The following is a 16,891-nucleotide window of genomic DNA, read 5'->3' as shown; positions in this document are numbered from 1 at the left end:
AGTACTGCGCATGAGCAAGCCATCCAAGCATGGCCCCAACAAGGCCAAATCCATCGTCGCCCAGCCACTGTTCCGTAGCCGCCAGGAACGCCCGGCCAAGGGCAAAGGCAGCTACCGCCGCGAAGCCTTCCAGTCTAAAAGCTGGGAGGCTTCTTACTTTCTGGCCGCCTGAAGCCCAGAACCCCGTTGGCATGATAAGGTCTGCACCTGATTGTTTTTCTCTCTGGACCCGTGCATGCCCTTTTGTCTTTCCCGTCGTTGGCACATGCGCCAACTGATCGCTGCCTCCAGCCTTATTCTGCTAGTTGCCTGCGCGGAAAAACCCACCGCCGCCGACGCCCAGCCACTGCCCAGCCTTCAGGCAGCCCCTCTTGCAACACCAACCACCGTCGCGCCACTGAACGCCGACAATCTGGACATCCAGCCCACTCAGACTTTTGAGCAATGGTTGAGTGCCTTCCGCGCCGAAGCCCTGGCCGCCGGCATCCGTGCCGATGTCTTCGACCGTGCCTTCGCCGGCGTGACGCCGGACATGAGCGTGATCAAGGCCGACCGCAGCCAACCGGAATTCACCCGCCCCGTCTGGGAATACCTGGATGGCGCACTGTCGCCGGTACGGGTACGCAAGGGCCAGGCGCTGCTTCAGCAATACAGCGACATTCTGCAACGGATCGAACAGCGCTACGGCGTGGACCGTCAGGCGCTGGTGGCGGTATGGGGCATGGAGAGCAATTTCGGTGACTTCCAGGGCAACAAATCGGTGATTCGCTCATTGGCCACCCTGGCCTATGAAGGACGGCGCCCGGCGTTTGCCAATAGCCAATTGATCGCCGCGTTGCAGATCATCCAGCACGGTGATATCCAGCCCGAGAAGATGCTGGGCTCCTGGGCCGGCGCCATGGGTCAGACCCAGTTCATTCCCACCACCTACAACACGCACGCCGTGGACTTCGACGGCGACGGCCGCCGCGACATCTGGAACAGCCCCGCCGATGCGCTGGCCTCTACCGCGCACTATCTGCAGAGTTCAGGCTGGCAGCAGGGCCAGCCTTGGGGCCTTGAGGTCCAGCTCAACAGTGGCTTCGACTATGCCCTGGCCGACGCCTCCACCCGCAAAAGCGTGGCGGAGTGGATGCGCCTGGGCATGACACCGGCCAATGGCAAGGCGCTGCCTTACGGTTCGGAACAACTGTCCGCCTCACTGCTCCTGCCTGCGGGTTATCGCGGCCCGGCATTCCTGATCCTGGACAACTTCCGCGCCGTGCTCAAATACAACAACTCTTCGTCCTACGCCCTGGCCGTGAACCTGCTCTCCGAACGCTTCGGCGGAGCCGGGCAGATCAACGGCAACTGGCCCAAGGACGACCTGCCGCTGAGCCGCTCCGAACGCATTGAACTGCAGACCCTGCTCAGCACCAACAATTACGACGCCGGCAATCCTGATGGCATCATCGGCGCCAATACCCGCAAGGCCATCCGCAGTGCCCAACAAGCGCTGGGCTGGCCCGCAGACGGCTACCCGACCCACAAGCTGCTGGAAAGCCTGCGCAATCGCTAGGCAACGCGCCCGGCGCAGGGAATTACCGACTTCCCTCGCCGACGCCCTGGCTACTTGAAGACCACGTCCTGAGCCAGGGTTAATTCCCTGGCCCCGGCGTCCAGCCTGACCAGCGCCCCCATGGGCAGGGTCAGGTTGGGGTCGCAGTGCCCGCTGCGCCATCCCGCCAGCACCGGAATCCTCAACGGCTCGAAGGTCTGCTTCAGCAGGCCGCACAGCGCATCAAAATCGACACCGGCCACATCCCCCACCAACACCCCACGCAGCTTGGCCAACTTGCCGGCCAGGCGCAGGTGATTGAGCAGACGATCTATGCGATACAGCGGCTCGTTGACGTCCTCGATAAACAGGATGATGCCGTCGGTATTGATCTCGTAAGGCGTGCCAAGGGTACTGGCGATCATCGACAGGTTCCCCCCCAACAAAGATCCCAGCGCAATACCCGGCTCAATGGTGGTCAAGGGGAAAGCCACTGGGTGCGCCAGCAGGCTACCGGCTCGGGCCTGACCCCGAAGCAGGCTGAAAAAGGATGCTTCGGTCGGCGCTTGCTTGTCTCCCAGCAGGTCGGCGTTGAGCATCGGCCCGTGAAAACTCACAAAGCCCGCATAGCGGTTGATCGCCAGATGCAAAGCGGTGATATCGCTGTAGCCGACAAAGGGCTTGGGGTTGCGCCGCAACAGATCGAAGTCGATCTTGTCCAGCAAGCGCGGGCTGCCATAGCCTCCACGCAGACACAGGATGGCGTCGATCTCGCTGTCGGCAAAGGCAGCATGCAAGTCTTTAAGGCGCGCTTCGTCGCTGCCCGCCAGATACCCCTCCTGCAGCCCGACACCCGGGAAGATTCGCAGCGTGTAGCCGCGGGAACGCATCCATTGGTGGGCTTTTTCAGTATCCAGCGCTGCGGGACCGGCAGGTGCAATAAGGCCGATGACGCCTTCTGCGGCCAGCGCCGGCACCGGCAGGTGGGCATTTAGGGCAGCAGTCGGTTGGATAGGCATGCGGATTCTCCCTGTGTGAATTCACTCAAGCACAGTAGCCATGAATGCACTCAAACAGAAGAGGCGGGCTTAAAAATGGCGGGCGCTGCCAAGGGGCTCGAACGAGCCGGGGAAATGCCCGCAAGGCTTGCACCTTGCGGGCGGGCACATCAGGAAACCAGGCCTTCTTTGGCCAGTTTCGCTTGCTCGTCGGCATGGTACGAAGAACGCACCAGCGGGCCGGAAGCAACGTTCTTGAAGCCCATCTTGTAGCCTTCCTCGGCAAACCAGGCGAAGGTGTCCGGGTGCACGAAGCGCTGGACCGGCAAGTGGTTGCGCGAAGGCTGCAGATACTGGCCGAGGGTGAGCATGTCGATGTCATGCTCGCGCATGCGCTTCATCACCTCGATGACTTCATCATCGGTCTCGCCCAAGCCCAACATCAGGCCGGACTTGGTCGGTACATGCGGCACCAGTTGCTTGAACTTCTGCAGCAGGGTCAACGACCACTGGTAGTCCGAGCCAGGGCGCGCCGCCTTGTACAGGCGCGGCACGGTTTCCAGGTTGTGGTTGAACACATCCGGCGGCGTGGCAGCGGTGATTTCCAGGGCAACGTCCATACGGCCGCGGTAGTCGGGAACCAGGGTTTCCAACTGCACGTTCGGCGACAACTTGCGGATTTCACGGATGCAGTCGGCAAAGTGCTGGGCGCCACCGTCACGCAGGTCATCGCGGTCTACCGAGGTGATCACCACGTACTTCAGGCGCAGGTCGGCGATGGCCACCGCCAGGTTCATCGGCTCATCGACATCCAGAGGCTTCGGACGGCCATGGCCAACGTCACAGAACGGGCAGCGACGGGTGCAGATGTCCCCCATGATCATGAAGGTCGCGGTACCACCGGAGAAGCACTCGCCCAGGTTCGGGCAGGACGCCTCTTCGCAAACGCTATGCAGCTTGTGCTTGCGCAGCAGCTGCTTGATCCGGTCGACTTCCGGCGAGACTGGAATGCGTACACGAATCCAGTCCGGCTTCTTCGGCAGCTCGGTGGTCGGAATGATCTTCACCGGAATGCGCGCGACCTTTTCCGCACCGCGCAATTTGACGCCGGTTTCAACTTTCGGACGGGCCGCCCGCTCGGAAACATCCAGCGTCGGGATCAGGGTTTCAACAGCGTCTTGCGCAGTAGTCATATCAGTCGATTCCGCCCGTTAGGGTCGTCTGCTCAGCATAGTCGAGGTGTTTGACGAGCTGCGCACGCAGCCGGGCACTAACCTCGGCAAATTCAATCGGCCCTGCATGGTCGCTCAGTTGGGTCATTGCCAACCCGGCGTAACCACAGGGGTTAATCCGTCGAAACGGCTGCAAATCCATGTCCACGTTCAAGGCCAGGCCGTGAAAGGAGCATCCGTGACGGATACGCAGGCCCAGGGAAGCGATTTTCGCCCCTTCGACGTAGACACCCGGTGCATCGGGCTTGGCCGCCGCCGGCACACCGTAACTGGCGAGCAACTCCACCAGGCATTGCTCCATGCGACTGACCAGGTCACGCACGCCGAATCCCAGCCTGCGCACATCCAGCAGCAAGTAGGCGACCAACTGGCCCGGACCGTGATAAGTCACCTGCCCGCCGCGATCCGCCTGCACCACCGGAATATCGCCCGGCAGCAACAGATGTTCGGCCTTGCCCGCCTGGCCCTGGGTAAACACCGGAGGATGCTGCACCAGCCAGACTTCGTCCGGTGCGCTGGTGCCGCGTTCATTGGTAAAGCGCTGCATGGCCTGCCAGACCGGCTCGTAAGCCATCAGGCCAAGCTCACGAAAGCCCAGCGTCTGTGGCATCACAGCACCATGTGGACGACACCGGTAGCACGCAGGGCACTATTGATATCACGCAGTTGGTCTTCACCGGTGGCGGTGATGTGCAGTTGTACGGTGGTGTACTTGCCATTGCTGCTTTGACGCTCGGCCAGGGACTTGATGTCCAGCTTGGCGTACTTGGCAAGGATCTCGATCACGGTGTCCTTGAAGCCGACAACCGTGTCACCGATCACCTTGATCGGGTAGTCATCGACGGGAAACTCAATCTTGTGCGACTTAACGTCAGTGTCTGTCATGGCAGTAACGGCCTCGTAAGCCGGACGACGGACATGGCCCCCGCTCCACTGGGGAACGAGGGCCATGCAGGTCGTCAATATCAGTTGAACAAGCCGTAGAAGAATAGACGGATGCTATCCCACATGCGGCGGAAGATACCACCTTCGTCGACCGCTTCGAGGGCGATCAGGTCGGCGCTGTGCACCACTTTGTCGTCCAGTTTCACTTCGACTTTACCAATCACGTCACCCTTGGCGATCGGCGCGACCAGGTGCGGGTTCATGGTCATGCTGGCAGCGAGTTTTTTCAACTGGCCTTTAGGCATGGTCATGGTCAGATCTTCCGCCAGACCGGCCTTGACCTGATGAGTGGTGCCCTTCCAGACCTGGGCCTGAGCCAGCTCGGTGCCCTTCTGGTAGAACGTCTGGGTTTCGAAGAAACGGAAACCGTAGGTCAGCAGTTTCTGGGTTTCGGCAGCGCGAGCCTGCTCGCTGTTGGTGCCGAATACCACGGCAATCAGACGCATGCCATCACGTACTGCCGAGGACACCATGCAGTAGCCGGCTTCGTCGGTGTGGCCGGTCTTCAGGCCATCAACCGTCTTGTCGCGCCACAGCAGCAGGTTGCGGTTGGGTTGCTTGATACCGTTCCAGAAGAACTCTTTCTGCGAGTAGATCGCGTAGTGAGCCGGGTCTTCGTGAATGATCGCGCGAGCCAGTACCGCCATGTCGTGGGCCGACGAGTAGTGCTCTGGGTTCGGCAGACCGGTGGGGTTCATGAAGTGGCTGTTGCTCATGCCCAGGTCGGTAGCCGTCTTGTTCATCATGTCGGCAAAGGCGTCTTCGCTGCCGGCGATGTGCTCGGAAACCGCAACACTGGCGTCGTTACCCGACTGGATGATGATCCCGTGCAGCAGGTCACTGACGGTAACTTGCGAACCCACCTTGATGAACATCCGCGAACCACCGGTACGCCAGGCGTTCTCGCTGACGGTTACCGGATCGTTCTCGCCGATCTGGCCACGACGGATTTCCAGGGTCGCGATATAGGCCGTCATCAGCTTGGTCAGGCTGGCAGGTGGCAGACGCTGGTCACCATTGTTCTCCACCAGCACGTTACCGCTGCTGGCGTCCATGAGCACATAGGATTTGGCGGCCAGTTGCGGTGGCGACGGCATCGCTTCGACCGCCCAGGCGACGGGCGTGATGATCAGCGGGACAAGCAGGCACAGGCGTTTGGCAAAGGTGGTGATGTTCATCCGTCTCTCGAAGTTGCTAATGGAAACTTGCCCTTGCGGGCAAAACTATTTCAGACAGCCTTCTAAAGGGCTGTCGCGTGTGCAGTTGTTCACTCACTGACCCTTGCCGGGCTTTTGTTGTTCGACGAGCCAACAACCAGGATCCGCCCCCCAATACCGCAAGCGGACCTTCAATCTTCAATGTTCTTACTCGGCAGTGACCACGCTGGCCTGACCAAGGTTAGCCAAGCGCACGCTGTTCTGCGCTTGCTGGGCCTCGCCCGGCGTACCGAATGGCCCCAGGCGGACCCGGTGCAGCGTCTGCTGATTGCGCACGATCGAGCTGATGAACACCGGAGCGCTCACCATGCCGCTCAGTTTCGACCGCAACAGCTCGGCGGCGTCCGGGTTGGCGAAGGCGCCTACCTGCAGATACTGGCCAGAGGCTGCTGCTGCGGTGTTTTTTACTTGAACCGGAACCACGGCAGCAGCGTGCTGCTGGGGCGGTGGCGTCCATTGTTCGACAGTGCCGGCCGAGGCCGTGACCACCGGCGCGCTATTCTGCGCCACTTGCGGCTCATTGAGCATCAGAGGCGCCGGACGGCCACGCTGGGCCCACCATTGCTGCGGATCGATGCCCTCGACCTTGACTCGGGCGGTGCCGGTCTCGGCATAACCGAGCTTCTTCGCCGCGGCGTAGGAAAGGTCGATGATCCGGTCGGAATAGAATGGACCGCGATCATTGACCCGCAGGATCACGCTGCGATTGTTGTCCAGGTTGGTTACCCGCACATAGCTTGGCAGCGGCAGGGTCTTGTGCGCGGCGCTCATGCCGTACAGGTCATAGACCTCGCCATTGGCGGTGTTCTGGCCATGGAACTTGGTGCCGTACCAGGACGCCGTGCCGGAAGCCACGTAGTTCTTCGATTCCTGGATAGGGAAATAGGTCTTGCCCAATACCGTGTACGGGTTGGCCTTGTACGGGCCGGTATGCAGGGTCGGGGTCGCATCGGGGATACGCGAAACGTCGACGTCCCACCAGGGAGCGCCATCCTTGTGGGCCCGGTTGACGTCCAGACCCGGCATGGAACGCACGGCATTGGAAGATTTCTGCTGCGGCGAACGACTCGTCGAGCAACTGACCACCAGCAAGGACAATGCGGCAAAAGCCACCAGCTTCAGGGGTTTGCGGATTGGCATTGCCAGCATTACTTGACGCCCCGTGCTTGGACCAGCTGTTCAGACAACTGATGTACGGCCATGGCGTACATCACGCTGCGATTATAGCGAGTGATTGCGTAAAAATTCTTCAGGCCCATCCAGTATTCCGGGCCATTGTCGCCTTCCAGGCGGAAAGCGGTGACCGGCATATCATCGCGCAGCGCATCATGACTCGACCAGCCCAGGGCCCGCAACTCCCCGACGGTTTTCGTCGGTTCGATCCCGGTGGTCAAGCCTTCGTCCACCTGATCGCCACGCACATCGGCGCGGCTGACCACCGGCTCGCCGGCCACCCAGCCATGGCGCTTGAAGTAGCTGGCCACACTGCCGATGGCATCGTCCGGGTTGGTCCAGATATTGATGTGCCCGTCACCATCGAAGTCCACCGCATACGCCCGGAAGCTGCTGGGCATGAACTGTGGCAGGCCCATGGCCCCGGCATAGGAGCCCTTGAGGGTCAGCGGGTCGACCTGCTCCTCGCGAGCCAGCAACAGGAACTCGCGCAACTCCTTGCGGAAGAACTCGGCCCGGGGCGGATAGTCGAACCCCAGAGTGGACAATGCATCGATCACCCGGTAATTCCCGGTATTGCGACCGAAAAAGGTTTCAACGCCGATAATCGAGACAATCACCTGGGCCGGCACGCCATATTCCTGCTCGGCGCGGGCCAGCACCGCCTCATGCTGACGCCAGAAATCCACACCGCGGGCAATGCGCGCGTCGGTGATGAACATCGGCCGGTATTCCTTCCACTGCTTGACCCGTTCGGCAGGCCGCGAAATAGCGTCAAGAATCGACTGCTTGCGCTCGGCCTCGCGGAACACAGCCATCAGCTGCTCTCCGGCAAAACCGTAGTCCCGAGTCATTTCGCCAACGAATTCGGCCACTTGCGGCGAACCTTCGTAATCACCGGCGAACGCGGGCTGCGCTGCACCAAGGATGCTTACCAGACCGACCCACGGCGCTTGCCGAGCGGCCCAGCCACGCATTACTTGCATTGAATTCTTCACCTTAATCAAACCTGCGCGATCCACTTGCGATGGGTATGGATCGACATCAAAACCCCAAACGCTGACAGTAGCGTCACCAGCGAAGTTCCTCCGTAGCTAATGAACGGCAACGGCACCCCCACCACCGGCAACAAGCCACTGACCATACCGATGTTGACGAAAACGTAAACAAAAAACGTCATGGTCAGGCTGCCCGCGAGCAACTTGCCGAATAGCGTCTGGGCCTGAGCGGTGATCACCAACCCGCGCCCGATCAGCAGCAGGTAGATCAGCAGCAGCGCACAAATGCCCACTAGGCCGAACTCCTCGCCCATGACCGCGATAATGAAGTCGGTATGGCTTTCCGGCAAAAAGTCCAGGTGCGACTGGGTCCCCAGCAGCCAGCCCTTGCCGAAGACTCCGCCGGAACCGATGGCCGCCTTGGACTGGATAATGTTCCAGCCGGTCCCCAGCGGGTCGCTCTCCGGGTCAAGGAACGTCAGGATCCGCTGCTTCTGGTAGTCATGCATGATGAAGAACCACATGGCGATCGCCACCGGTACCGCCGCCGCCAGCACACTGAGGATCCAGCGCCAGCGCAGGCCGCCCATGAACAGCACGAAGGTGCCACCGGCCAGGATCAGCAATGCCGTGCCCAGGTCCGGCTGACGCACGATCAGGATGAACGGGATACCGATCAGGATCAGGCTGATCCCTACATGCTTGAGATGAGGCGGCAGGGTGCGCTTGGACAAGTACCAGGCAATGGTCGCCGGCATGATGATCTTCATGAACTCCGACGGCTGGAAACGGATCACCCCGGGGATGTTGATCCAGCGGGTCGCGCCCATGGCGTTGTGGCCCATGACGTCCACCACCACCAGCAGCACCACGCCAAACACATAAGCCAGGGGCACCCAACGGGCCATGAACCGCGGCTCGAACTGGGCGATGACGATCATCGAGACCAGGCCGATACCGAACGAAGTGGCCTGCTTGGCCAGCAGATCCCAGCTCTTGCCGCTGGCGGAATACAGCACGAACAGGCTGCCGGCGGCCAGGGTCAGCAACAACACCAGCAACGGACCATCGATATGCAGGCGCTGCAACAATGTCGCGCGACGACGCATCACATCCTCACTGGAGAGGATGCGATCAAAATTACTCTTCACGGGCCGTAGCCTCCGCGCTGATAGGGCTGGCGAACTCAGGCTTGAGCTGGCCGTCCTGGCCGAGAAGCCAGGCATCCATCACCTGACGCACCACTGGAGCCGCGACGCCGGAACCCGACTCACCGTTCTCGACCATGACCGACACCACGATCTTCGGGTTTTCCGCCGGGGCGAAACCGACGAACAAGGCGTGGTCGCGGTGCCGTTCCTGGACCTTGGAGCGGTCGTACTTCTCGCCCTGCTTGATCGCTACCACCTGGGCCGTACCACTCTTGCCGGCAATCCGATACGGCGAACCGACCGCGGCCTTGCGCGCAGTACCGCGCGCACCGTGCATCACCTGCTGCATGCCGTGATTGACCTTCAGCCAATCCGAGGGATCACGCAGGACGATGTCCGGCATCGGGTTGTGATCCACCGGTTTCTCGCCTTCGATGGTCTTGGCCAGGTGCGGCCGGTTCCATCGGCCCTTGCTGGCGACCAGGGCCGTGGCCTGGGCCAGTTGCAGCGGTGTCGACTGCATGTAGCCCTGGCCGATCCCGAGAATCAGAGTCTCTCCAGGGAACCAGGCCTGGCGCCGAGTCGCACGCTTCCATTCGCGTGTCGGCATCAACCCCGGCGACTCCTCGAACATGTCCAGGGAGACCTTCTGGCCGATCCCGAACTTGCTCATGTAGGCGGAAAGACGATCGATCCCCAGCTTGTGGGCCAGGTCATAGAAATAGGTGTCGTTGGACCGCATGATCGCGGTGTCCAGGTCGACATAACCGTCACCGGTGCGGTTCCAGTTGCGGTATTTGTGATCGTAGTTGGGCAGTTGGTAGTAGCCCGGGTCGTACACCCGGGTCGAAGCCGTGACCACTCCGGCATCCAGCCCGGCAATGGCCACCGCCGGCTTGATCGTCGAGCCGGGCGGATACAGGCCGCGCAGCACCCGGTTGAACAGTGGCCGGTCGATCGAATCACGTAACTCGGCATAGGCCTTGAAACTGATGCCCGTGACGAACAGGTTGGGATCGAAGCTCGGCTGGCTGACCATTGCCAGCACTTCACCGGTATTCGGATCCAGCGCTACCACCGCACCACGGCGCCCGCCCAGGGCCAGCTCTGCTGCCTCCTGCAACTTGATGTCCAGGCTCAGGACAATGTCCTTGCCGGGAATCGGGTCAGTACGCTTGAGCACCCGCAATACCCGGCCACGGGCGTTGGTCTCGACCTCTTCGTAACCCACCTGGCCATGCAGTTCCGGCTCGTAGAAGCGCTCGATGCCGGTCTTGCCGATATGGTGGGTGCCGCTGTAGTTGACCGGGTCCAGGGACTTCAGTTCTTTCTCGTTGATCCGCCCCATGTAGCCCACGGAATGCGCAAAGTGCGCGCCCTGAGGGTAATGCCGGACCAACTGCGCCACCACTTCCACCCCGGGCAGACGGAACTGGTTCACCGCGATCCGGGCGATCTGCTCTTCGGTCAGCTCGAACAGGATCGGCACCGGCTCGAAGGGCCGCCGCCCCTGCTTCATGCGCTTTTCGAACAGCACCCGGTCTTCCGGCGTCAGCTCCAGCACCTCGACGATCACGTCGAGGACCTGCTGCCAGTCACCGGAACGCTCGCGGGTCATGCTCAGGCTGAAGCTGGGTCGGTTATCAGCCACCACCACGCCATTACGGTCGAAAATCAACCCGCGAGTCGGGGGAATAGGCTGCACATGAACCCGGTTGTTCTCCGACAGGGTCGAGTGATAGTCGTACTGGATCACCTGCAGGTAATACAGCCGAGCGATCAACACGCCGATCAGGCAAACCACCATGATGGCGCCGAACACGACCCGGCCACGCACCAGACGGGCGTCTTTTTCGTGGTCCTTGATGCGGATCGGCTGGGACATTGGGGGGCGGGCTACTTGTGGTAAGGGTGCCCGGACAGCACGGTCCAGGCGCGATACAGCTGTTCACCGATGAGAATCCGCACCAGCGGGTGCGGCAAGGTCAGCGGCGACAGCGACCAGCGCTGATCGGCCCGCGCGCACACCTCCGGCGCCAGCCCTTCCGGGCCGCCGACCATGAAATTCACGGTGCGCGAATCGAGGCGCCAGCGATCCAGTTCCACCGCCAGCTGCTCGGTGCTCCAGGGTTTGCCATGCACCTCAAGGGTGACGATGCGCTCGTTATGCCCGACCTTGGCCAGCATGGCCTCGCCTTCCTGACGGATGAAGCGAGCCACGTCGGCGTTCTTGCCCCGGGTATTGAGCGGAATTTCCACCAGTTCCAGCGCCAGTTCGGATGGCAGACGCTTGGCGTATTCGTGCCAACCCTCTTCCACCCACTTGGGCATGCGTGAACCGACAGCGATCAGACGCAGGCGCACAGCCGTCCCTTATTGCTGGTCTTTGTTGAGCTTGGTGAAGTGCTCGTGGCCGTGTTCCGGGCTGTGGTGCTTGCCATCGGCCGCGCGGCTCTGCTCGGCGCCCTGCCACAGACGCTCCAGGTCATAGAACTGGCGGGCCGAGGCGGTCATCATGTGCACGATCACGTCGTCCAGGTCCAGCAGCACCCAGTCGCTGTCACCCTTGCCTTCCTCACCCAGTGGACGCACGCCCTGGGCCTTGACCATTTCACGGACCTTTTCCAGCATCGCGCCGATCTGGCGGTTGGAAGTACCGGTAGCGATGATCATGTAGTCAGTGATGCTCTGCTTGTCGCGAACATCGATCACCAGGACGTCCTGGGCCTTGACGTCTTCCAGCGCGGCGACAGCCACCTTGACCAGATCTTCGCCTTTCATTACTTGGTTAGTCATATAAAACTCGTTCAGCTCGTATGTTTGGAGCGCCGCTCAGCACAGGCTGGCAGCGTTCCTTCAGTTCGGCGCACGGTAAAGCCCGTGTGCATCGATGTAGGCCAGGACCGCGTCAGGCACCAGGAAACGTACCGACTTACCGCTGGCCAGCAGTTGACGGATCTGGGTGGCGGACACCGCAAGCGGCGTCTGCCAGACGAATGCAATATGTCCCCCCGGCCCTTGCAGGGCCATTGGGTCGCTCACCGAGCGCGCGGCCAGCAGGTTGCGCAAGGCATCCGGCGGCTCGCTGTCGGCATCCGGGCGTTGCAGCACCAGGATGTGGCAATGCTGGAGTAACTCTTCCCAACGATGCCAGGTGGGCAGGCCGCAAAACGCGTCCCAGCCCAGTAACAGAAACAACTGGTCATCCGCGGCCAACTCGGCCCGCATCTGTTCCAGGGTATCGATGGTGTAGGACGGCTTGTCCCGCTTCAGCTCACGGTCGTCCACCACCAGGGGTGAGACGCCCGCCACCGCCGATTCGACCATCGCCAGACGGTCGAGTGCCGACACCTGCGGTGTATCCCGATGGGGCGGCCTGGCACTGGGTGTCAGGCGCAGCTCATCGAGTTGCATGGATTCCGCCACCTCCAGCGCACCACGCAAGTGGCCGATATGCACTGGATCGAAGGTGCCGCCCAGCAGACCGATACGTTTGCCCATCAAGTGCGCACGTGACCGTCGCCGAAGACTACGTATTTCTCGCTGGTCAGCCCTTCCAGGCCAACCGGGCCGCGAGCGTGCAGCTTGTCGGTGGAAATACCGATCTCAGCGCCCAGGCCGTACTCGAAGCCGTCGGCAAAGCGCGTCGAGGCATTGACCATGACCGAACTGGAGTCCACTTCATTAAGGAAGCGTCGGGCGTCACTGAAGTTTTCGGTGACGATCGAGTCGGTATGGTGCGAGCCATAGGTATTGATGTGCTCGATGGCCTGCTCCAGGTTGTCCAGCACCCGGATCGAGAGAATCGGCGCAGTGTACTCGGTGCGCCAGTCCTCTTCGGTCGCTTGCAGCACATCGGCACCAAGGATGGCGCGGGTTTGCGCACAGCCGCGCAGCTCGACACCCTTGTCGCGATAGATCGCGGCCAGCGGTGGCAATACACGCTCGGCAATGGCGGCATGAACCAGCAGGGTTTCCATGGTGTTGCACGGCGCGTAGCGCTGGGTCTTGGCGTTGTCGGCAATACGGATCGCCTTGTCCAGGTCCGCCGCCACGTCGATATACACGTGGCAGACGCCGTCCAGATGCTTGATCACCGGCACCTTGGCGTCACGGCTGACCCGCTCGATCAGGCTCTTGCCGCCACGGGGCACGATCACGTCGACGAACTCGGGCATGGTGATCAGCGCGCCCACCGCGGCGCGGTCGGTGGTTTCCACCACCTGCACCACGTGGGGCGGCAGATCGGCCGCCGCCAGGCCCTGCTGAATGCAGGTAGCAATGGCACGGTTGGAATGGATGGCCTCGGAACCGCCACGCAGGATGGTGGCGTTGCCCGACTTCAGGCACAGGCTGGCCGCGTCGATGGTCACGTTCGGACGCGACTCGTAGATGATGCCGATCACCCCCAGGGGTACGCGCATCTTGCCCACCTGGATGCCCGAAGGCAGGTAGCGCATGTCGCGGATCTCACCGATGGGGTCAGGCAGCTTGGCCACCTGACGCAGGCCTTCGATCATCTCGTCAATACGCGCAGGCGTCAGCGCCAGGCGATCCAGCAGAGCCGGTTCCAGACCATTGGCCCGGCCGTTGGCCAGGTCCTGCTCGTTGGCCGCGGTCAGTTCCGGTCGTGCCGCGTCCAACGCATCGGCAGCCGCCAGCAGCGCACGGTTCTTCTGCGCAGTGGTGGCACGGGCGATCACCCGGGAAGCTTGGCGGGCAGCGCGACCCAGGCGGGTCATGTAGTCAAGAACGGACTCAGTCATGGTCTGGTGTGGTCTTGGCAAAGAGGAAAGCGGCTGATTATAGCTGTCGCGTCGGCCCACGGACAGCGGTCACAGGCGGATGGTCGAAATGGACTGCAAATACCCAGCGTTCAGCCTGAATTAAGCCTGGAGTTGTTACCATTGCGTCACCTTTTCCGCCAAATCCTTCGCCACCATGTCCATCCTGACCGCTGCGAAACCGCCAAAAGCCCTGCCGGACGGCTTTTTCGACCGTGACGCCCAGCTTTTGGCCCGCGAATTGTTGGGCAAAATCATCCGTCATAAAGTCGGTGATCTCTGGCTATCCGCACGCATTATCGAAACCGAAGCCTATTACTGCGAGGAAAAAGGCAGCCACGCCTCGCTCGGCTACACAGAAAAGCGTAAGGCTTTGTTTCTGGATGGCGGCCACATCTATATGTACTACGCCCGCGGCGGCGACTCGTTGAACTTCAGCGCCCAAGGCCCTGGCAACGCGGTGCTGATCAAATCCGCCTACCCCTGGGTCGATGAAATTTCCGGCCCTGCCAGCCTGGCGCAGATGCTGCTGAACAACCCGGATGCCCGCGGGCGGCCGCGCCCCTCGCAAAAGCTCTGCGCCGGCCAGACCCTGTTGTGCAAGGCTCTGGGCCTCAAGGTTCCGGTCTGGGATGCGAAACGCTTCGATCACGAAATGCTCTTCGTCGAAGATGTCGGCGCCAACGTACCGCACATCCTCCAGACCACCCGCCTGGGCATTCCCCATGGACGCGACGAGCACCTGATGTACCGCTTCGTCGATGCCGGCTATGCCCCCTACTGCACGCGGAACCCGCTGCGTCGCGGCCAGGTCGAAGGGCGCGACTACCTGATCGTCGAGTGACACCGCTGCGCCTGCAGCCCCTCAAAAAACAACAACGGAGTTGAATTTATGGGCCCATGGCTCGACAGCGTGACCGCCTGGCTGACCAGCAACCCGCAATGGCTGGCCGCCGCCGTGTTCATCGTGGCCTGCGTGGAGTGTCTGGCGATCGCCGGCCTGATCGTCCCGGGCACGGTATTGCTGTTCGCGATTGCGGTGCTGGCGGGGAACGGAGCGCTGTCACTGGGGGAAACCCTGCTATTGGGGCTTTTCGGCGGGCTGCTGGGGGACGTCGTGTCCTACCTGCTGGGGCGCCACTTCCATCAGGGCATCCGGCGCCTGCCAGGCCTGCGCCATCACCCGGAATGGATCAGCGGCGCCGAAACCTACTTCCAGCGCTATGGCATCGCCAGCCTGCTGGTGGGGCGCTTCATCGGCCCCCTGCGGCCGATGCTGCCGATGGTGGCTGGTATGTTCGACATGCCATTTGCGCGCTTCTTCGCGGTCAGCCTGCTGGCAGCGGCGGGATGGTCGGTGGCTTACCTACTGCCGGGCTGGGCCACGGGCGCGGCGATTCGCCTGCCGCTGCCCGAAGGCTTCTGGCCCCAGGCGGGCATCGTCATCGGCAGCCTGGCGGTGCTCATCGGCCTGAGCGTCAACAGCAGCTTGCGCCGCCATCGCCGGGCAACGCTGCTGATGTCCGGCCTGAGCCTGCTGCTCCTGGCCGGGCTGTTTATCGGCTACCCGCACCTCGCGCAGTTCGACCAGGGGCTGATCGCCTTGATTCAGGAGCACCGGGAGCCCGCCCTGGACAGGATCATGGTAATGGCCACGCAGATCGGCGAGTTCCGCGCCATGTTCATCATCAGCGCGGTGCTGGTCCTGTTGCTGCTGGCGCTGCGCCAATGGCGTCATGCAGCATTCGCCGGCGCGACCCTGATGTGCACCGCCCTGGCCAATACCGCCAGCAAGTGGTTTTTCGCCCGGGTACGCCCCGAAGTCCTGACCGAGCCGCTCACCAGTTTCAGCATGCCCAGCGGGCACTCTTCGGGGTCCTTTGCGCTGTTCCTGACCCTGGCGGTACTGGCCGGCCGTGGCCAACCGCCACGCATGCGCCTGACCTGGCTGCTGCTGGGCTGCCTGCCGGCGGCCGCGATCGCCGTGTCACGGGTCTACCTGGGTGTGCACTGGCCCACCGATATCCTGGCCGGGGCCATGCTCGCCGCCGGCGTCTGCGCCGCCAGCCTGACCCTGATCCAATGGCAAACCCCGCTCCAGCCATTGCCCGCCAAGGCCTGGTGGCTGGTGCTACCGGTGATGCTGCTGATGTGCGCCCTGATGTCGATGCGGCACCTGCCGCATGCCCTGCTGCGCTACGCCTATTGAGATACGCCTATTGAGAAAGGAAGGTGCGGCCTGTAGCCACGACCACAGGCCGCCAATCAGGAAAACAGCTCGCCCTGCAGCTCATCCAACAGTTGCTGAATGGCATCCAGGCGCTGCTGCGGGTCATCCAGTTGCAAAAGGTCAATCTTGTCCTGCTCGGAAAAAGGCAGCAGGTAAGCCAACTGATTGGCCAGGGACAGTTGCCCGACAGCCTCCACCCCCATGTCCAGGGCCTCGACCATCGGGTGCTCGGCCAAGGCCTTGAGCAGCGCGACCAGGTCGGCATCGTCATCCTGCAACGGCTGCTCGGGAGCCTCTTCCAACCACTGCACCTGGGCCACCGTCAGTTGGTCTTTCTGCACTTCGCTTTGCAGAATGCGAAAACGTCGACCGCCCTTGACCCTGATCCCCAGCAACCCGTTGCCCTGCTGATGGAAGTCGGTGATCAACGCCTCACAGCCAATGTGCGCATACCCCTGGGCAGCCGCTCCGACCTCCTCGCCTTCAAGAATGCACACCACCCCAAAACCGCTGCCCTGCTTCATGCAGCGGCCAATCATGTCGAGGTAACGCGCCTCGAAAATCTGCAGATCGAGGATGCAATCGGGGAACAGCACGGTATTCAGAGGAAAAAGCGCCAGGTTCAT

At 62.0% G+C, this 16,891-nt stretch carries 18 protein-coding genes; 4 read left to right on the top strand and 14 right to left on the bottom strand.

Features of this window, described 5'->3' with window-relative positions:
- Positions 1–10 precede the first annotated feature (10 nt).
- Positions 11–172 carry an alternative ribosome rescue factor ArfA gene (gene arfA, locus LXM55_RS22315; RefSeq protein WP_015637164.1) on the top strand — a complete coding sequence of 54 codons (162 nt, stop codon included), beginning with the start codon at positions 11–13 and terminating at the stop codon, positions 170–172.
- Positions 173–235: 63 nt separating this feature from the next.
- Positions 236–1,558, top strand: a complete 1,323-nt coding sequence (locus tag LXM55_RS22310; RefSeq protein WP_233322354.1) for a lytic murein transglycosylase — start codon at positions 236–238, stop codon at positions 1,556–1,558.
- 50 nt (positions 1,559–1,608) lie between these two features.
- Here the strand turns inward: LXM55_RS22310 and LXM55_RS22305 are convergent, their stop codons facing one another.
- From LXM55_RS22305 to LXM55_RS22245, 13 genes are all read right to left on the bottom strand, one after another.
- Positions 1,609–2,556 carry a S66 peptidase family protein gene (locus tag LXM55_RS22305; RefSeq protein ID WP_233322353.1) on the bottom strand — a complete coding sequence of 316 codons (948 nt, stop codon included), beginning with the start codon at positions 2,554–2,556 and terminating at the stop codon, positions 1,609–1,611.
- A 149-nt stretch (positions 2,557–2,705) separates the two neighbouring features.
- A complete protein-coding gene (lipA, locus tag LXM55_RS22300) occupies positions 2,706–3,728 on the bottom strand; it encodes a lipoyl synthase (RefSeq protein ID WP_016964512.1) in 1,023 nt (340 codons plus the stop codon).
- Between the two features lies 1 nt (position 3,729).
- A complete protein-coding gene (gene lipB, locus LXM55_RS22295) occupies positions 3,730–4,377 on the bottom strand; it encodes a lipoyl(octanoyl) transferase LipB (protein ID WP_233322352.1) in 648 nt (215 codons plus the stop codon).
- Positions 4,377–4,652, bottom strand: a complete 276-nt coding sequence (locus tag LXM55_RS22290) for a DUF493 domain-containing protein (RefSeq protein ID WP_011063665.1) — start codon at positions 4,650–4,652, stop codon at positions 4,377–4,379. The genes lipB and LXM55_RS22290 overlap by 1 nt, the downstream gene beginning before the upstream one ends.
- An 80-nt stretch (positions 4,653–4,732) precedes the next feature.
- Complete coding sequence (locus LXM55_RS22285) at positions 4,733–5,890, bottom strand: D-alanyl-D-alanine carboxypeptidase family protein (protein ID WP_233322351.1); 1,158 nt, start codon at positions 5,888–5,890, stop codon at positions 4,733–4,735.
- A 186-nt stretch (positions 5,891–6,076) separates the two neighbouring features.
- The gene (locus tag LXM55_RS22280) at positions 6,077–7,078 is read right to left on the bottom strand and encodes a septal ring lytic transglycosylase RlpA family protein (RefSeq protein ID WP_233322350.1); all 1,002 of its coding nucleotides are present in this window, start codon (positions 7,076–7,078) and stop codon (positions 6,077–6,079) included.
- Complete coding sequence (mltB, locus tag LXM55_RS22275) at positions 7,078–8,100, bottom strand: lytic murein transglycosylase B (protein WP_442799780.1); 1,023 nt, start codon at positions 8,098–8,100, stop codon at positions 7,078–7,080. The genes LXM55_RS22280 and mltB overlap by 1 nt, the downstream gene beginning before the upstream one ends.
- Before the next feature lie 5 nt (positions 8,101–8,105).
- Complete coding sequence (gene rodA / locus LXM55_RS22270; protein ID WP_047306242.1) at positions 8,106–9,209, bottom strand: rod shape-determining protein RodA; 1,104 nt, start codon at positions 9,207–9,209, stop codon at positions 8,106–8,108.
- A 31-nt stretch (positions 9,210–9,240) separates the two neighbouring features.
- Entirely contained in the window at positions 9,241–11,136 is a 1,896-nt protein-coding gene (gene mrdA / locus LXM55_RS22265) for a penicillin-binding protein 2 (protein WP_233322348.1), read from the bottom strand.
- Between the two features lie 11 nt (positions 11,137–11,147).
- Positions 11,148–11,615 (bottom strand): 23S rRNA (pseudouridine(1915)-N(3))-methyltransferase RlmH, encoded by a 468-nt coding sequence (rlmH, locus tag LXM55_RS22260; RefSeq protein ID WP_011063671.1) that lies wholly within the window; start codon positions 11,613–11,615, stop codon positions 11,148–11,150.
- A gap of 9 nt (positions 11,616–11,624) precedes the next feature.
- Complete coding sequence (gene rsfS, locus LXM55_RS22255) at positions 11,625–12,047, bottom strand: ribosome silencing factor (RefSeq protein WP_015637171.1); 423 nt, start codon at positions 12,045–12,047, stop codon at positions 11,625–11,627.
- A gap of 60 nt (positions 12,048–12,107) precedes the next feature.
- Positions 12,108–12,752 carry a nicotinate-nucleotide adenylyltransferase gene (nadD, locus tag LXM55_RS22250; protein WP_233322347.1) on the bottom strand — a complete coding sequence of 215 codons (645 nt, stop codon included), beginning with the start codon at positions 12,750–12,752 and terminating at the stop codon, positions 12,108–12,110.
- Positions 12,752–14,017: a glutamate-5-semialdehyde dehydrogenase gene (locus LXM55_RS22245; protein WP_233322346.1), complete on the bottom strand. Its 1,266-nt coding sequence runs from the start codon at positions 14,015–14,017 to the stop codon at positions 12,752–12,754. Before LXM55_RS22245 ends, nadD begins: the two co-directional genes overlap by 1 nt.
- A gap of 175 nt (positions 14,018–14,192) precedes the next feature.
- On the opposite strand from LXM55_RS22245, the gene LXM55_RS22240 reads away from it, so the two are divergent.
- Together LXM55_RS22240 and LXM55_RS22235 are read left to right on the top strand one after the other, a co-directional pair.
- Positions 14,193–14,879 (top strand): DNA-3-methyladenine glycosylase, encoded by a 687-nt coding sequence (locus LXM55_RS22240; RefSeq protein WP_233322345.1) that lies wholly within the window; start codon positions 14,193–14,195, stop codon positions 14,877–14,879.
- A 48-nt stretch (positions 14,880–14,927) separates the two neighbouring features.
- Entirely contained in the window at positions 14,928–16,244 is a 1,317-nt protein-coding gene (locus LXM55_RS22235) for a bifunctional DedA family/phosphatase PAP2 family protein (protein WP_233322344.1), read from the top strand.
- Positions 16,245–16,300: 56 nt separating this feature from the next.
- Here LXM55_RS22235 and LXM55_RS22230 read toward each other — a convergent pair whose 3' ends face one another.
- Positions 16,301–16,891, bottom strand: a complete 591-nt coding sequence (locus LXM55_RS22230) for an LON peptidase substrate-binding domain-containing protein (RefSeq protein WP_233322343.1) — start codon at positions 16,889–16,891, stop codon at positions 16,301–16,303.

The organism is Pseudomonas sp. Au-Pse12, from assembly GCF_021341665.1.
GTDB lineage: Bacteria > Pseudomonadota > Gammaproteobacteria > Pseudomonadales > Pseudomonadaceae > Aquipseudomonas.
The sequence above is the reverse complement of the archived record's forward strand: the minus strand, read 5'-3'. Positions and strand labels throughout refer to the sequence as shown.

Excerpts from the sequence above, each read along its gene's own strand:
- arfA (WP_015637164.1), top strand. The coding sequence starts at position 11 with ATGAGCAAGCCATCCAAGCATGGCCCCAACAAGGCCAAATCCATCGTC.
- LXM55_RS22310 (WP_233322354.1), top strand. The coding sequence starts at position 236 with ATGCCCTTTTGTCTTTCCCGTCGTTGGCACATGCGCCAACTGATCGCT.
- LXM55_RS22305 (WP_233322353.1), bottom strand. The coding sequence starts at position 2,556 with ATGCCTATCCAACCGACTGCTGCCCTAAATGCCCACCTGCCGGTGCCG.
- lipA (WP_016964512.1), bottom strand. The coding sequence starts at position 3,728 with ATGACTACTGCGCAAGACGCTGTTGAAACCCTGATCCCGACGCTGGAT.
- lipB (WP_233322352.1), bottom strand. The coding sequence starts at position 4,377 with ATGCCACAGACGCTGGGCTTTCGTGAGCTTGGCCTGATGGCTTACGAG.
- LXM55_RS22290 (WP_011063665.1), bottom strand. The coding sequence starts at position 4,652 with ATGACAGACACTGACGTTAAGTCGCACAAGATTGAGTTTCCCGTCGAT.
- LXM55_RS22285 (WP_233322351.1), bottom strand. The coding sequence starts at position 5,890 with ATGAACATCACCACCTTTGCCAAACGCCTGTGCCTGCTTGTCCCGCTG.
- LXM55_RS22280 (WP_233322350.1), bottom strand. The coding sequence starts at position 7,078 with ATGCTGGCAATGCCAATCCGCAAACCCCTGAAGCTGGTGGCTTTTGCC.
- rodA (WP_047306242.1), bottom strand. The coding sequence starts at position 9,209 with ATGCGTCGTCGCGCGACATTGTTGCAGCGCCTGCATATCGATGGTCCG.
- mrdA (WP_233322348.1), bottom strand. The coding sequence starts at position 11,136 with ATGTCCCAGCCGATCCGCATCAAGGACCACGAAAAAGACGCCCGTCTG.
- rsfS (WP_015637171.1), bottom strand. The coding sequence starts at position 12,047 with ATGACTAACCAAGTAATGAAAGGCGAAGATCTGGTCAAGGTGGCTGTC.
- nadD (WP_233322347.1), bottom strand. The coding sequence starts at position 12,752 with ATGGGCAAACGTATCGGTCTGCTGGGCGGCACCTTCGATCCAGTGCAT.
- LXM55_RS22245 (WP_233322346.1), bottom strand. The coding sequence starts at position 14,017 with ATGACTGAGTCCGTTCTTGACTACATGACCCGCCTGGGTCGCGCTGCC.
- LXM55_RS22240 (WP_233322345.1), top strand. The coding sequence starts at position 14,193 with ATGTCCATCCTGACCGCTGCGAAACCGCCAAAAGCCCTGCCGGACGGC.
- LXM55_RS22235 (WP_233322344.1), top strand. The coding sequence starts at position 14,928 with ATGGGCCCATGGCTCGACAGCGTGACCGCCTGGCTGACCAGCAACCCG.
- LXM55_RS22230 (WP_233322343.1), bottom strand. The coding sequence starts at position 16,891 with ATGAACCTGGCGCTTTTTCCTCTGAATACCGTGCTGTTCCCCGATTGC.